The following is a 14,001-nucleotide window of genomic DNA, read 5'->3' as shown; positions in this document are numbered from 1 at the left end:
CTAAGCGGTCGAGTCCGCTACTTGTTCCATTATTCGTGCTCATTGATAGCAATTGTCTTAACGACCCTTTCAGGCTCTGGCCTGGCGAGGTCGATGGACAACAGCCCGTTCTTCAGATCCGCGCCCAACACATGCATCCCCTCCGCCAGCACGAAGGTGCGCTGGAAGTGGCGCGCGGCGATGCCGCGATGGATGTACTGCCGGGCCTTGTCGTCCTGCTGGCGGCCCCGGATCACGAGCTGGTTTTCCTCAATGGTCACATCGAGTTGGTCGCGGGTAAAACCCGCCACCGCGAGCGTGATGCGCAAGCGCTCGGGCTGGCCGTTGGCACGGTCACACCGCTCGATGTTGTAGGGAGGATAACCGTCGGCGCCTTTGACGACGCGATCGAGCGCACGCTCAATTTCGTCGAACCCAAGCAGGAACGGACTGGATAACGAAGGAACACGAGACATTACAAAGTCCTCTCGAAGCGACTTTGAGGGGCCCTTGCGGCGCCCCATTCAACCGGCCGGCCGACTTGCCGTCCGGTCACCAGGGAATATGGGGGTGATTTGGGGTGGGTTCAAGCGCCTCTGAAAGCTGCGTAAATCGGCCGCGGCGGGCTCTTTCGGCGCCAATACGGCCGGTTCGCTTCCCGGAGCGCTACTCAGGAACCAACCCGCTTGCGGCCGTCGGCGGTAAATAGATGCAGCTTGTCGCTGGCGGCCACCGCCCTGATTCGCTCGCCGATGGCCGGGCCGACGGCGCCGGGAATGCGCACGATGATCTCGCCTGGCGGCAGTTCGCCGGGGTTGGCGGCGACGCCCTGAACTTCCTGCTGTCTGGCGCCGTAAATAAAAGTTTCGGCGCCGACGCGTTCGATCGCTTCCACGGTGAGCCCGAGCGCCACGCCGCCGGAAACCGTTTCGTTCGTGATGACGAAATCCTCAGGGCGAATGCCGAGGATGCCGGCCTCGTTGATTCTGATGTCGCCGGCCAGTTGCGATTTGATCTCGTCGGAGCGCAACGGCATCAGATTCATCGGCGGAGCGCCGATGAAGGAGGCAACGAAGGTAGTGGCGGGCTTCTGGTAGATGTCGAGCGGATTGCCGATCTGCTCGACCTGACCGCCGTTCATCACCACGAGAATATCGGCCAGCGTCATCGCCTCGAGCTGGTCGTGGGTGACGTAGATCGAGGTCGTGGAGAGGCGGCGCTGCAGTTTGCGGATTTCGACGCGCATGGCGATGCGCAGCTTGGCGTCGAGGTTCGACAGCGGCTCGTCGAACAGGAATACTTTTGGCTGCCGTACGATGGCGCGGCCCATCGCCACGCGCTGACGCTGGCCGCCGGACAATTGCCGCGGCTTGCGCTCGAGCATCGCGCCGAGTTCGAGAATGCGCGCGGCCTCCTCCACCCGTGTCTTGATCTCGGGCTCGGCCATGCCGCGGTTGCGCAGGCCGTAGGCCATGTTGTTGTAGACGCTCATATGCGGGTAGAGCGCGTAGTTCTGGAACACCATCGCGATGTCGCGATCGGCCGGCTCGATCTGGTTGACGACGCGGCCGCCGATATCGATCTCGCCGCCGGTGATGGTTTCCAGGCCCGCGACCATGCGCAGCAGCGTGGACTTGCCGCAGCCGGAGGGGCCGACCAGCACACAGAACTGGCCGTCGCCGACACCGAAATCGATGCCCTTGATGGCTTCAAAACCGCCGGGATAGGTTTTTCTGACTTTGCGCAGCGTGACGTTGGCCATGACTACCTTACTTCTCCGTCTCGACCAGGCCGCGCACGAACAGCCGCTGCATGAACACCACGACCGCGACCGGCGGCAGCATCGCCAGGATGGCGGTGGCCATCGCGAGCTGCCATTCGGCGAGTTCGTCGGTCGTGTACAGCATCTTCTTGATGCCGGTGACGATGGTCTGCATCGAATCCTGCGTGGTGATCAGAAGCGGCCACAGATATTGATTCCAGCCATAGATGAACTGGATCACGAACAGCGCGGCGATTGTCGTCACCGACAGCGGCAGCAGCGTATCCCAGAAGAAACGAAAGGGACCGGCGCCGTCGATCCGCGACGCCTCCAGCAGTTCTTCGGGGATGGTCATGAAGAACTGCCTGAACAAAAGCGTGCCCGTGGCGGATGCGATCAGCGGCAGGATCAGCCCGGCATAGGTGTCGAGCATCTTCAGGTCGGCGATCACCTTGTAGGTCGGATAGATGCGCACCTCGACCGGCAGCATCAGCGTGATGAAGATGATCCAGAATGCGGTCTTGCGGAACGGAAAGCGGAAATACACCACGGCGTAGGCCGACAGGATCGAGATGAAGATCTTGCCGACCGCGATGCCTATCGCCGAGATGAACGAATTCAACAGCATCTGGCCGACCGGCTCGCGTATGGCGCGCGCACCGCCGACGAAGATGGCGCGGTAGTAGTTCTCCAGCGCATGGCCGCCTGGCGCCAGCGGCATGTTGCCGCCGACCACGGTGGCGGCGTTATGGGTGGAAGCAATCAGCGCCAGATAGACCGGAAAGGCGACAATGAAGATGCCGAGCGTCAGGATCGTGTAGGCGATGATGTCGCTGAGCGGGCGGTGCTCGACCATCAGTACTGCACCTTGCGCTCGACATATTTGAACTGGACCGCGGTGAGCGCGATCACGATCACCATCAGCACCACCGATTGCGCGGCCGAGCCGCCGAGATCGCCGCCCAGGCGTCCGTCGGCGAACACCTTGTAGACCAGCGTGGTGGTCGCGCCGGCCGGGCCGCCGCCGGTGACCGCGTCGATGATGCCGAAGGTGTCGAAGAAGACGTAGACCACGTTGACGACCAGGAGGAAGAACGTGGTCGGCGACAGCAGCGGAAAGGTGATGGTCCAGAACCGCCGCATCGGGCCCGCGCCGTCGATCGCGCCGGCTTCCAGCACGCTTTTGGGGATCGATTGCAGGCCCGCCAGGAAGAACAAGAAATTGTAGGAAATCTGTTTCCACACCGCGGCCATCACCACCAGGCACATGGCGTGGTTGCCGTTCAACAGCGGATTCCAGTCGAAATTCATCCAGCGCAGCGGCCGCGCCAGGGTCCCGAGGGTCGGATGGAACATGAAGATCCACAACACGCCGGCGACCGCTGGCGCCACCGCATAGGGCCAGATCATCAGCGTCTTGTAGGTGCCGGCGGCTTTCAGGTTCTTGTCGGCCTGGGTCGCGAACAGCAGGGCAATCGAAAGCGACAATGCGGCGACCAGCGAGGAGAAGATCACCGTCACCAGCATCGCTTTGTAATAGGCGGGATCGGCGAACAGGCTCTGGTAATTTTCCAGCCCGACAAATTCGGAATTAAGTCCGAATGCGTCCTCGCGCAGGAAGGATTGCCAGACCGCCTGGCTCGCCGGCCAGTAGAAGAATACGAATGTGATGATGAGCTGCGGCACGAGCAGCAAATATGGCAGCAGCCTGTTGTTGAAGACGACCGACTTTTCCATCTAGGGCGCTTTACAGCCTTCCGCGCTTAGGTGGCAGACCGGCTCCCCTTCCAGGGTGGAGGGGAGCCAATGCCGATTGTCTACTTTGCCGTCTTTTCGAATGTCCGCAACATCGCATTGCCCTTGGCGACGGCATCGTCAAGCGCTTGCTGCGCGGTTTTTTGTCCGGCGAGGGCGGCTTCGATCTGCTCGGCCCAGACGTCGCGCATCTGCACCATGTTGCCGAAGCGCAGGCCGCGCGAATTCTCGGTCGGCTCCTTGTTGGTGAGCTCCTTTAGCGGGGTCTGCAGGGTCGGGTTCTTCTCATAGAATCCGTCCTTGATTGACTTTTCATAGGCCGCCTTGGTGATCGGCAGGTAGCCCGACTTCTGGTGCAGGTCGGCCTGGCGATTGGTGTCGGACAGGAAGGTGAAGAATTTTGCCACGCCCTTGTATTCGTCCGGCTTCTTGCCGCCCATCACCCACAGCGACGCGCCGCCGATGATCGAGTTCTGCGGGGCGCCCGCGGCGTCCGGATAATAGGGCATCGGCGCCGAGGTGAAGTCGAACTTCGCCGTGCTCTTGGCGGTGCCGTAATAGCCCGACGAGGTCAGGAAGATCGCGCATTCGCCGGAAGCGAAGCGGGCTTCGCTTTTGTTCTCGCGACCGGAATAGTCGTAGGTCTTGTCTTTCTGCAGGTCGATCAGGTTCTGCAGATGCTTCACATGCAGCGGCGAATTGAAGGACAGGACCGTGTCGAAACCGTCGAGGCCGTTGGCCTTGGTGCCGATCGGCACGTTGTGCCACGCCGAGAACTGCTCGATATGCGCCCACGACGCCCAGGCGTTGGAAAATCCGCAGGTCTCATGACCGGCGGCTTTCAACTTCTTCGCGGCGGCGAACACGTCGGGCCAGGTCTTCGGAATGTCGGTGATGCCGGCCTTCTTCAATTCGTCCTTGTTGATCCACATCACCATCGAGGAGGAATTGAACGGGAACGACAGCATGTCGCCCTTGGCGGTCGAGTAGTATCCGGTGATGGTCGGCAGATAGGCCTTCGGGTCGAACGGCTCGCCGGCATCCTTCATCAACTGGTAGACCGGCTTGATGGCACCGGTGGCGCTCATCATGGTGGCGGTGCCGACTTCGAACACCTGAATGATGTGCGGCGCCGTGCCGGCGCGGAACGCGGCGATGCCGGCGTTCATGGTGTCGGGATAGCTGCCTTTGAAGGTCGGGACGACCTTGTAGTCGGACTGGCTGGCGTTGAACTCTTCGGCGAGCTTGTTGACGACATCATTGTTGGCGCCGGTCATGGCGTGCCACCACTGGATCTCGGTCACGGCGTAGGCGGGCGTCGCGAGAGCCAGTGCAACCGTCACTGCCGCCGCTGCGCCGAATTGTCGAACTGCCATTGAATTCCTCCGGGTTGGGACCGCCACCTTCGTTTCGCGCGATAACAGCGCCGGATGACGTGCAAATGACCGTATATGCGAAAGGATGGTATCGGGGAAGCGTGCGTGGAGGGAAGCAGGAAAATAGGCGAAGGCCACCACGCTCGTCGCCCCTGCGAATGCAGGGGCCCATACGCCGCGGCCTTTGTGAGGGGCTCACGGGGAGACGGTTCTCGAACAAGTTCGCGGTGGCGGTCGACCGGGGAAAACGTCAAGCACCACGCGCCATCGATGGATCACGCGGTATGGGCCCCTGCTCCCGTGCGCAATTGCGCACTAGGCAGGGGCGACCAGAGGTTACCGCTTGCGTTCCGACCCGCAGACCGCGCCCTTGGCGACCAGCGCTTCGATCTCGCTCTTCGAGTAGCCGAACTCGCCGAGCACCTCTGAAGTGTGCTGGCTGAATTTCGGCGGCGTGCGGCGCAGGCTCGGCTTGGTCCGCTCCAGCCGGATCGGCGAGGCGACGCCCTTGTACCAATCCTTTTCGATGATATCGCCGCGATGCAGCGTATGCGGATTGGTCAGCGCCTGATCGATCTTCTGCACCGGGCCCGCCGGCAGTCCGGCCGCCAGCAGCCGGTTGCAGAGCGGTTCGGCCTCGTGCTGGCTGAATACGGCCGCGAGTTCGGCGCGCAACGCATCGCGGTTGGCGATGCGGTCCTTGTTGCGGGCAAAGCGCGGATCGGTGCCAAGCTCGGGCTTGCCGATTTCCTTCGCCAGCTTGCGGAAGGTGCCGTCATTGCCGACGCCGATGAAGATGTTGTCGGTCCTGGTCGGAAAGATCGCGTACGGCACGAGGTTGGGATGTTCGTTGCCGGTCAATCCCGGCGGCTTGCCGTGCATGAAATAATTCGCGGTGTGCGGATGCATGATCGCAAGGCCGGTTTCATACAGCGTGGTTTCGAGAAACTGGCCGAGACCCGAACGCTGCCGCTCCGATAGCGCCATCAGGATGCCGATCGCCGCATAAAGCCCGGTGGTGATGTCGACCAGGGGAACGCCGATCCGCATCGGGCCGCTTTCGGGCGAGCCGGTCGCCGCGATCATGCCGGTCATGGCCTGAATGATCGCGTCATAGCCGGGATTGCCGCCGCGCGGGCCGTCGGCGCCGAAGCCGGAAATCCGGCAATGCACCAGTTTCGGGAATTTCGCGCGCAGCACGTCGTTGCCGATGCCCCATTTGTCGAGCGTGCCCGGCTTGAAATTCTCGATCAGGACGTCGGCCGTCTCCAGCATCTTCATCAGCACCGCGCGGCCGGCTTCGGAGGCGAGGTCGAGCCCGATCGAGCGCTTGTTGCGGTTGATGCCGACGAAATAGGCCGCGTCTTCCTCGTGGAACGGAGGTCCCCAGTCACGCACTTCGTCGCCGGCCGGCGGTTCGACCTTGATGACGTCGGCGCCGTGGTCGGCGAGGATTTGCGTGCAGTAGGGGCCGCCGAGCACGCGCGTGAGATCGACGACGCGCAGGCCGGTCATTGCGCCGGGAGCGGCTACAGGACTCATGGACAAGAACCTTCGCTCAAGGAGAAAATCGAAGTCTTGAGCTAGCGGTCTTCAGGCGCGGCGGCAATGGCGTCCCGCGCACAGGCGCATGACGCCACCGCCGTAGCAAAGCTTGCGGAAAATTCCGTGAGGCGCGCGAACGGCCCGCCGGCATCAGCGGCGGGCCGTTCGAATCCCCTCGTCAGACGACGGTCAGGCGGACATCGATGTTGCCGCGGGTGGCGTTGGAATACGGGCACACCTGATGCGCCTTCGCCACCAGCGCTTCCGCTTCGGCCTTGGGAACGCCTGGAAGTGACACGGCGAGTGCGACGTCCAGTCCAAAGCCGCCCTCCGAACGCGGGCCGATGCCGACGGTCGAGGTGACGGTGGCGTCCGCGGGTACCTTCGGGCCGCCCTGCGAAGCGACGAATTTCATCGCGCCGATGAAGCAGGCGGCATAACCGGCCGCAAACAGCTGCTCGGGATTGTTGCCGGCGCCACCGCCGCCGCCGAGTTCCTTCGGGGTCGCGAGCTTGACGTCGAGGGCGCCGTCGAGGGTGGCTGCGGTGCCATCACGGCCGCCGGTGGCCTTGGCGCTGGTCTTGTAGAGCACGTTCACGGACATGTGGTTCTCCCTTGGGTTTGCCGTTTTGACGAACGATGTATTGCACACAATTCGATTGTGCGCAATCTAAATTATTGCAGGCTGCACGATTTAATTGTATGCAATTGAAATCAAACGCTTAGCCACCATATCAGTGTCTGGGCGCTGCTCGTTGACGAGGACGTGATGGCCAGGAAATCTTCAGCGGACTTTCCGCTCCGGCTCGATAATCAGATTTGCTTCGCGGTGTATTCCACCGCGCACGCGTTCAACCGCGTCTACAAGCCGTTGCTCGACAAACTCGGCCTGACCTATCCGCAATATCTGGTCATGCTGGTGCTGTGGGAGCGCGACGGCGTGCCGGTGAAGGACATCGGCGAGCGGCTGCTGCTGGATTCCGGCACGCTGACGCCGCTCTTGAAGCGGCTGGAGGCGGCCGAGCTGGTCAGGCGCACGCGCAGCACCGAGGACGAGCGGCAGGTGCTGATCGCGCTGACGCCAAAGGGCGAGTCGCTCAGGGAGAAAGCGAGAGCGGTGCCGCAATCGATTCTCGCAGCCTCAGCCTGCACGGTCGGAGAACTCGTGGGGATGAAGAACGAGATCGTCGCGCTACGCGATCGGTTGAATGCGGTGTTGGGGGAGTAGGCGAGGGCACCAAGTCCCGCCGAGGCCCGCCGTCGCCCTTCGGGCTATGGTGAGGCAGCCTTCGCTACGCGAAGGCTGGTGGAGCCAGGCGGGATCGAACCGCCGACCTCTTGCATGCCATGCAAGCGCTCTCCCAGCTGAGCTATGGCCCCGTAGAATCGCAGCGCCTCAAATCAGCGTGCGGGCAATGACCCTGAACCACAGTTCAGGGCCGATCTCAAGTCTCTTCGTCACCTCCGACATCACCGATGATGTCAGTGACGTCCTCATCGCCCTCTTCCTCGTCGGGAATGAAGGTGGAATCGTCGTCGTCATCGCCTTCGATGGTCTCGTCGATCTCGATGTCGTCTTCCGATTCGGGAACCACGGCCTTGACCTTGCCGGTATTCTCCTCGGCGTCGGCCTCCTCGAGCGAGACCAACTCTTCGGCCTCTGCGGCCTCCGGCTGATCGGCAGCGGCGGTGGCCGAAGCGGCAGCCGCGGCGCGTGCGGCATCGCCACGGGCGGCCCGCGGTGGCGCAATCGGCGCAATCGGCACGACCTCGCCAGTGTAGGGCGAGATCACCGGGTTCTTGTTGAGATCATAGAATTTCTTACCCGTCGTCGGGCAAATGCGTTTGGTTCCGAGATCGGATTTGGCCACGTGTGGATCCTGGGAAATTCTGAAAAACGGTGCTTCACTTGGCTAGTTGAGAGGCCGGTGTCAATAGCGGTTTGTCGCATTTGACGGCAGCGTGACGCCGTGGGGCCCATGTGGTACTGCCGCCCCCGCAGAGGACCCCAATCTTGACCCATTCGGCCACCCAAACCCCGCTGGAATCCCGCGCAAGCGGCCCTTTGAGCGGTAAAGCCCGCGTTCCCGGCGACAAGTCGATTTCGCACCGCGCCCTCATCCTGGGGGCGCTTTCGGTCGGCGAAACCAGGATTTCGGGCCTGCTCGAGGGCGAAGACGTCCTAAATACCGCCAAATCGATGCAGGCGCTGGGCGCCAGGGTCGAGCGAACAGGGCCGTTTGCCTGGCTGGTCGCCGGCGTGGGCGTGGCGGGCTTCGCCCAGCCGGCCTCCCCGCTCGATTTCGGCAATTCCGGCACCGGCTGCCGGCTGGTGATGGGGGCGGTGGCGGGTTGCCCGATCACTGCCGTGTTCGACGGCGACGCCTCGCTGCGGTCCCGCCCGATGCGCCGGATCCTCGATCCGCTGGAACTGATGGGGGCCAAGGCCGGTGAGGCCAAAGAAGGCGGCCGTCTGCCGCTGACGCTGCACGGCGCCCGCGATCCCGTGCCGATTCTCTACCGGACACCCGTGGCCTCGGCCCAGATCAAGTCGGCGGTGCTGCTGGCGGGACTTGCCGCGCCCGGCGTCACGACCGTCATCGAACAGGAAGCCAGCCGCGACCACACCGAGCTGATGCTGAAACATTTCGGCGCAGAAATCGTCTCCGTCAATGAAGGCAGCCATGGCCGCAAGATCGCGCTGACGGGCCAGGGCGAACTGCACGGCGCCGACGTCGTGGTGCCTGCCGATCCGTCATCTGCGGCATTCCCGATCGTGGCGGCGCTGGTCGTCGAAGGCTCGGACGTGACTTTTTCCGATGTCATGACCAATCCGCTGCGCACCGGCCTGTTCACGACGCTGCGCGAGATGGGCGCTTCGATCGAGGAAAGCGAAGTCCGTGGCGATGCCGGCGAGCCGATGGCCCGCTTGCGCGTGCGCGCGTCCAAACTGCGCGGCGTCGAGGTGCCGCCCGAGCGCGCGCCCTCGATGATCGACGAATATCTGGTGCTGGCCGTGGCAGCTTCCTTCGCCGAAGGCACCACCATCATGCGCGGCCTGAAGGAATTGCGCGTCAAGGAATCCGACCGGCTGGAGGCCACCGCCGACATGCTGCGCGTCAACGGCGTCAAGGTCGAGGTCGCGGGCGATGATTTGATCGTCGAGGGCCGCGGCCATGTGCCCGGCGGCGGCCTCGTCGCCACCCACATGGATCACCGCATCGCGATGTCCGCGCTGGTGATGGGTTTGGCCGCCGACAAGCCGGTCAAGGTCGACGACACCGCCTTCATCGCCACCAGCTTTCCGGACTTCATCCCGATGATGCGCTCGCTGGGCGCGGAGTTTTCGTAAGACGCCGGTGCTTGCGGGGTTCAGGACGGCGCAAGCCCGAGGCTCGTCACCGCCTCGAGCCAGACCGGCCATTCTTCCTTGTACAATTTTTGCGTCTCCTCGAACGTCATCGCGGTATCGTCGACGCCGAATGATTTCATGAGCTGTTGCACCTTTTCGGTCTTGCCGCCGGCGACGAGAAGCTTTGACAGCTTCTGAATGACGGCTGCCGGCGTGCCGGTGGGCACGGCGCAGCACTGGAAGCCGGTCAACTGGAAGATTCGCGATGTTGCGCCCTGCTCCTTGAAAGAGGGGACATCCGGCAATGTCGACATGCGTTTGCGCGAGACGGCGACAGCGTGGCCGCGGCCGCTCTGCAGGACGGACAACGCCGCGGAGTAGCTGCCGTGGGCGCCGTCGATGAATCCGCCGGCAAGGTCGGTCCACATCGGCGCTTCGCCGCGATAATGGACCGCTTCCATCTTGAGGCCGTACTGCTTGTTCATTTCGGCGACGGCCATGTGCGCGTATGAGCCCGCGCCGTAGGTGCCGACGTTGACCTTCTCGGCCTTCTTCGCGTAGGCGACAAATTCGGCGAGGGTCCTGGCGCCGGTCTTCTCGCCGGCCACGAACGGCAGGCTGCCCGCCGGCATGATCGAGACGAGGACGAAATCCTTTTCGGCGTCGTAAGGGATGTCCTTGATCAGCACGCGGTTCATGATCATGGTCGTCGAGATCGTGAACATCAGCGTGTAGCCGTCGGGCGCCGCACGCTTGGCTTCAGCCGCCGCGACCGATCCCGAGGCGCCGGCCTTGTTTTCCACCGTCACGCTCTGGCCGGTCTCGGACCGGATATGTTCGCCATAGGTGCGCGCGAACAAATCGGTCTGCCCTCCGGCCGGATAGCCCGCGATGATCTTGATGGGCTTGATTGGCCAGTCGGTCTGCGCATGCGCCGAAGACCCGATCAGCGGGATCGCGGAGGCGGCCGCGGCACTGCCGATAAAACGACGTCGTGAAATGGCGCTCATCGTATCCCTCCAGCCGGTGCTATTTCTGCAGATCCTTGGACGGAATTCCCGGGCAGGTTTCAGAATAGAGGCGGCCGACGGCCGGGGCGAGGAACATTTGGACGCATCTGCGTCTCCGCGGCCTTGACCGCTTGGCCGCTCTGTCGCACATGGCTCCCATGATCATCGCCATCGACGGACCGGCGGCATCCGGCAAGGGCACGCTCGGCAAGCGGCTCGCCCACCATTACGGCTATCGTCACCTCGACACCGGGGTGATCTATCGCGCGGTGGCGAAAGCGCTGCTGGATGAGGGGTTTGAGCTCACCGATGAGGCGCGGGCGGTGGCGGTTGCCATGGAGCTCGATCCCGAAAAATTCGGACATCCCGAGTTGAAGTCGCAGCGCATTGGCGACGCGGCGTCAGTCGTGTCGGCGATTCCCGCCGTCCGCGAGGCGCTGGTCAATTTTCAGCGCCAGTTCGCGGCCGATCCGCCCGGCGCCGTGCTCGACGGGCGCGACATCGGAACCGTGATCTGCCCGAATGCCGAGGTGAAGATCTTTGTCGTGGCCGACCCGCATGTGCGGGCCCGCCGTCGGACGCTGGAAGCGCTGTCGCGTGGCGAAGCCGCCGATGAGGCGATGGTGCTGGCCGATATTCTCAAGCGCGACGAGCGGGACAAGAACCGCGCCGCTGCGCCGCTCAAGGCGGCCGAGGACGCCCATATCCTCGACAACTCAAATCTCGACATCGAGGGCGGCGTTCGGGCTGCCATTGCGATCGTCGAGGCGGTCCGCGCCGGGCGGGGAAGTTCTCGGTAGCCCGCGTCAATCCGCGGTGGCTGGCCCCCGAGCCAAAATCTTCGATCAGTTCTTTGAGCGCGCGCGGTCGAACGGCAATTGCTGTTCGGCCATCATGACGGGCTTCGACTTGGCAGCGGCAATCGCCTTGTCGGTCGCAAAAGCGCCCGGCTTGCCGGCAACGGCCGTGGCGACGGTAAAGACGGCGATGGCGGCCACAGCGATCAAGCTCTTCATGGGGCACCCCTGTTTCTGGACGGTGCCATCCTTTGGGGCGGCGCTTAAGGCGGGGTTCCATCCCGCCGAGGGCAGCGGAGCTTTCGCTTCATGCAGTCAACAAGGCGTTGAAAGCGCGGGCCGATGGTTGGCGTCCGTAATCCTTAAGAGCCCGTAAATGGGGCATTTCCGGCTTGCCGAGAATGGCCCTTGGGGCTATATCCACGCCCATCCGGGCCGCCATCGATAAGATCAGGGCTGTCCGAGCGGGCCGGCGGGAGGTTTGAACCCCCGCCGTCATTGGAGGAAAGCCCGCTCCAGGTTCTTGAAGTCGATACGCTCGTTTCAGGCTCCGGATAAATCATACGTATCGAACGTGCAGGCTTGCTGCCGGCCCGCTGTTGCGCCTCCCGCAAACAGCGGTCGTCAGGATTTGCGGACCCCTGACACTTCACGCGCGATGCGCCCTTTAACCCGGACGGCCGGCAATATCCCGCATTGGAGAACAAATGGCTTCGACTGCTGCTTCTTATAATCCTACCCGTGACGATTTCGCTGCAATGCTGGACGAGTCCTTCGCCGGCGGCAATCTGCAGGAAAGCTCCGTCATCAAGGGCAAGGTAGTTGCAATTGAAAAGGACATGGCCGTCATCGACGTCGGCCTGAAGACCGAGGGCCGCGTCGCGCTGCGCGAATTCGCCGGCCCCGGCCGTGAAAGCGATCTCAAGGTTGGCGACGAAGTCGAGGTGTTCCTCGACCGGATCGAGAATGCGCTCGGCGAAGCCGTGCTGTCGCGCGACAAGGCGCGCCGCGAGGAAAGCTGGGGCAAGCTCGAGAAGGCCTTCAACAACAACGAGAAGGTTCACGGCGTCATCTTCAACCAGGTCAAGGGCGGCTTCACGGTCGATCTCGACGGTGCCGTTGCCTTCCTGCCGCGCTCGCAGGTCGATATCCGCCCGATCCGCGACGTCGCGCCGCTGATGAACAACTCGCAGCCGTTCCAGATCCTCAAGATGGATCGTCGCCGCGGCAACATCGTGGTGTCGCGCCGCACGGTTCTCGAAGAGACCCGCGCCGAGCAGCGCCAGGAACTCGTGCAGAACCTCGAAGAGGGTCAGGTGATCGACGGCGTGGTCAAGAACATCACCGATTACGGTGCGTTCGTTGATCTCGGCGGCATCGACGGCCTGCTTCACGTCACCGATATCGCCTGGCGCCGGGTCAACCACCCGACCGAGGTGCTCACCATCGGCCAGACCGTGAAGGTCAAGATCATCAAGATCAACCACGAGACCCACCGCATTTCGCTCGGCATGAAGCAGTTGCTGGACGATCCGTGGCAGGGCATCGAGGCCAAGTACCCGCTGAACGCGCGCTTCACCGGCCGCGTCACCAACATCACCGACTACGGCGCGTTCGTCGAACTGGAGCCGGGCATCGAAGGCCTGATCCACGTCTCGGAAATGTCGTGGACCAAGAAGAACATGCACCCCGGCAAGATCGTTTCGACCTCGCAGGAAGTCGAAGTGCAGGTCCTCGAAGTCGATTCGGTCAAGCGCCGCATCTCGCTTGGTCTCAAGCAGACCATGCGCAACCCCTGGGAAGTCTTCGTCGAGAAGTTCCCGGTCGGTTCGACCGTCGAAGGCGAGGTCAAGAACAAGACCGAGTTCGGTCTGTTCCTCGGCCTCGACGGCGACGTCGACGGCATGGTCCATCTGTCCGACCTCGACTGGAAGCTTCCGGGCGAGCAGGTCATCGACAACTTCAAGAAGGGCGACATGGTCAAGGCCGTGGTGCTCGACGTCGATGTCGAAAAGGAGCGCATCTCGCTCGGCGTCAAGCAGCTCGAAGGCGACCCCTTCGCCGAGCCGGGCGACGTCAAGAAGGGCGCGGTCGTGACCTGCGAAGTGCTCGAAGTGAAGGAAGCCGGCATCGAGGTGAAGATCTCGGGCACCGACTTCACCACCTTCATCAAGCGCTCTGAACTGGCCCGTGACCGCAACGATCAGCGCGCCGAGCGGTTCGCCGTCGGCGAGAAGGTCGATGCCCGCGTGATCCAGTTCGACAAGAAGGCCCGCAAGGTGCAGGTCTCGATCAAGGCGCTGGAAGTCGCTGAAGAGAAGGAAGCCATCGCGCAGTACGGCTCCTCCGATTCGGGAGCGACGCTGGGCGATATTCTCGGCACCGCGCTCAAGAACCGCGACAAGTAAGCGTTCGCTTATCTCGC

The 14,001-nt window shown here is 63.1% G+C and carries 14 protein-coding genes and 1 tRNA gene; 4 read left to right on the top strand and 11 right to left on the bottom strand.

Annotation, left to right across the window (positions count from 1 at the left end; genetic code table 11):
* Positions 1-29: 29 nt before the first annotated feature.
* The 7 genes from ACVWVY_RS05695 to ACVWVY_RS05665 form a co-directional block, all read right to left on the bottom strand.
* On the bottom strand, positions 30-455 hold the full coding sequence (locus ACVWVY_RS05695; protein WP_027538067.1) for an Hsp20 family protein: 426 nt from the start codon (positions 453-455) through the stop codon (positions 30-32).
* Between the two features lie 194 nt (positions 456-649).
* Positions 650-1,741: a sn-glycerol-3-phosphate import ATP-binding protein UgpC gene (locus ACVWVY_RS05690; protein ID WP_456625455.1), complete on the bottom strand. Its 1,092-nt coding sequence runs from the start codon at positions 1,739-1,741 to the stop codon at positions 650-652.
* 7 nt (positions 1,742-1,748) lie between these two features.
* The gene (gene ugpE / locus ACVWVY_RS05685) at positions 1,749-2,597 is read right to left on the bottom strand and encodes a sn-glycerol-3-phosphate ABC transporter permease UgpE (protein WP_456625454.1); all 849 of its coding nucleotides are present in this window, start codon (positions 2,595-2,597) and stop codon (positions 1,749-1,751) included.
* A complete protein-coding gene (gene ugpA / locus ACVWVY_RS05680; protein WP_456625453.1) occupies positions 2,597-3,478 on the bottom strand; it encodes a sn-glycerol-3-phosphate ABC transporter permease UgpA in 882 nt (293 codons plus the stop codon). Before ugpA ends, ugpE begins: the two co-directional genes overlap by 1 nt.
* 80 nt (positions 3,479-3,558) lie before the next feature.
* Positions 3,559-4,872: a sn-glycerol-3-phosphate ABC transporter substrate-binding protein UgpB gene (gene ugpB, locus ACVWVY_RS05675; RefSeq protein ID WP_456625452.1), complete on the bottom strand. Its 1,314-nt coding sequence runs from the start codon at positions 4,870-4,872 to the stop codon at positions 3,559-3,561.
* Positions 4,873-5,208: 336 nt separating this feature from the next.
* Positions 5,209-6,414, bottom strand: coding sequence for a CaiB/BaiF CoA transferase family protein (locus tag ACVWVY_RS05670; RefSeq protein WP_456625451.1), 1,206 nt, complete (start codon positions 6,412-6,414; stop codon positions 5,209-5,211).
* Between the two features lie 181 nt (positions 6,415-6,595).
* Positions 6,596-7,021 carry an organic hydroperoxide resistance protein gene (locus ACVWVY_RS05665; protein WP_456625450.1) on the bottom strand — a complete coding sequence of 142 codons (426 nt, stop codon included), beginning with the start codon at positions 7,019-7,021 and terminating at the stop codon, positions 6,596-6,598.
* Between the two features lie 165 nt (positions 7,022-7,186).
* Between ACVWVY_RS05665 and ACVWVY_RS05660 the strand changes: the two genes are divergently transcribed.
* Positions 7,187-7,645: a MarR family winged helix-turn-helix transcriptional regulator gene (locus tag ACVWVY_RS05660; protein WP_456625449.1), complete on the top strand. Its 459-nt coding sequence runs from the start codon at positions 7,187-7,189 to the stop codon at positions 7,643-7,645.
* A gap of 76 nt (positions 7,646-7,721) precedes the next feature.
* Here ACVWVY_RS05660 and ACVWVY_RS05655 read toward each other — a convergent pair.
* Together ACVWVY_RS05655 and ACVWVY_RS05650 are read right to left on the bottom strand one after the other, a co-directional pair.
* Positions 7,722-7,797, bottom strand: a tRNA-Ala gene (locus tag ACVWVY_RS05655).
* A 65-nt stretch (positions 7,798-7,862) separates the two neighbouring features.
* A complete protein-coding gene (locus tag ACVWVY_RS05650; RefSeq protein WP_247782187.1) occupies positions 7,863-8,288 on the bottom strand; it encodes a TIGR02300 family protein in 426 nt (141 codons plus the stop codon).
* Positions 8,289-8,431: 143 nt separating this feature from the next.
* Here ACVWVY_RS05650 and aroA point away from each other — a divergent pair, with 143 nt between their 5' ends.
* Complete coding sequence (gene aroA / locus ACVWVY_RS05645; protein ID WP_456625448.1) at positions 8,432-9,769, top strand: 3-phosphoshikimate 1-carboxyvinyltransferase; 1,338 nt, start codon at positions 8,432-8,434, stop codon at positions 9,767-9,769.
* Between the two features lie 20 nt (positions 9,770-9,789).
* Here the strand turns inward: aroA and ACVWVY_RS05640 are convergent, their stop codons facing one another.
* The gene (locus tag ACVWVY_RS05640; protein ID WP_456625447.1) at positions 9,790-10,779 is read right to left on the bottom strand and encodes a Bug family tripartite tricarboxylate transporter substrate binding protein; all 990 of its coding nucleotides are present in this window, start codon (positions 10,777-10,779) and stop codon (positions 9,790-9,792) included.
* A gap of 158 nt (positions 10,780-10,937) precedes the next feature.
* On the opposite strand from ACVWVY_RS05640, the gene cmk reads away from it, so the two are divergent.
* Positions 10,938-11,579: a (d)CMP kinase gene (cmk, locus tag ACVWVY_RS05635; RefSeq protein ID WP_456632113.1), complete on the top strand. Its 642-nt coding sequence runs from the start codon at positions 10,938-10,940 to the stop codon at positions 11,577-11,579.
* 45 nt (positions 11,580-11,624) lie between these two features.
* Here the strand turns inward: cmk and ACVWVY_RS05630 are convergent, their stop codons facing one another.
* Positions 11,625-11,795, bottom strand: a complete 171-nt coding sequence (locus ACVWVY_RS05630; RefSeq protein WP_456625446.1) for a hypothetical protein — start codon at positions 11,793-11,795, stop codon at positions 11,625-11,627.
* A gap of 488 nt (positions 11,796-12,283) precedes the next feature.
* On the opposite strand from ACVWVY_RS05630, the gene rpsA reads away from it, so the two are divergent.
* Positions 12,284-13,984 carry a 30S ribosomal protein S1 gene (rpsA, locus tag ACVWVY_RS05625; RefSeq protein ID WP_212417156.1) on the top strand — a complete coding sequence of 567 codons (1,701 nt, stop codon included), beginning with the start codon at positions 12,284-12,286 and terminating at the stop codon, positions 13,982-13,984.
* Positions 13,985-14,001: the final 17 nt, after the last annotated feature.

Source organism: Bradyrhizobium sp. URHC0002, from assembly GCF_054059515.1.
The sequence above is the reverse complement of the archived record's forward strand: the minus strand, read 5'-3'. Positions and strand labels throughout refer to the sequence as shown.

What these genes read in the sequence shown, in the direction of transcription:
- ACVWVY_RS05690 (WP_456625455.1), bottom strand. Translation starts at nt 1,741, where the DNA reads ATGGCCAACGTCACGCTGCGCAAAGTCAGAAAAACCTATCCCGGCGGT.
- cmk (WP_456632113.1), top strand. Translation starts at nt 10,938, where the DNA reads ATGATCATCGCCATCGACGGACCGGCGGCATCCGGCAAGGGCACGCTC.
- ACVWVY_RS05660 (WP_456625449.1), top strand. Translation starts at nt 7,187, where the DNA reads ATGGCCAGGAAATCTTCAGCGGACTTTCCGCTCCGGCTCGATAATCAG.
- ACVWVY_RS05640 (WP_456625447.1), bottom strand. Translation starts at nt 10,779, where the DNA reads ATGAGCGCCATTTCACGACGTCGTTTTATCGGCAGTGCCGCGGCCGCC.
- ugpE (WP_456625454.1), bottom strand. Translation starts at nt 2,597, where the DNA reads ATGGTCGAGCACCGCCCGCTCAGCGACATCATCGCCTACACGATCCTG.
- ugpA (WP_456625453.1), bottom strand. Translation starts at nt 3,478, where the DNA reads ATGGAAAAGTCGGTCGTCTTCAACAACAGGCTGCTGCCATATTTGCTG.
- ACVWVY_RS05665 (WP_456625450.1), bottom strand. Translation starts at nt 7,021, where the DNA reads ATGTCCGTGAACGTGCTCTACAAGACCAGCGCCAAGGCCACCGGCGGC.
- ACVWVY_RS05630 (WP_456625446.1), bottom strand. Translation starts at nt 11,795, where the DNA reads ATGAAGAGCTTGATCGCTGTGGCCGCCATCGCCGTCTTTACCGTCGCC.
- ugpB (WP_456625452.1), bottom strand. Translation starts at nt 4,872, where the DNA reads ATGGCAGTTCGACAATTCGGCGCAGCGGCGGCAGTGACGGTTGCACTG.
- ACVWVY_RS05695 (WP_027538067.1), bottom strand. Translation starts at nt 455, where the DNA reads ATGTCTCGTGTTCCTTCGTTATCCAGTCCGTTCCTGCTTGGGTTCGAC.
- ACVWVY_RS05670 (WP_456625451.1), bottom strand. Translation starts at nt 6,414, where the DNA reads ATGAGTCCTGTAGCCGCTCCCGGCGCAATGACCGGCCTGCGCGTCGTC.
- rpsA (WP_212417156.1), top strand. Translation starts at nt 12,284, where the DNA reads ATGGCTTCGACTGCTGCTTCTTATAATCCTACCCGTGACGATTTCGCT.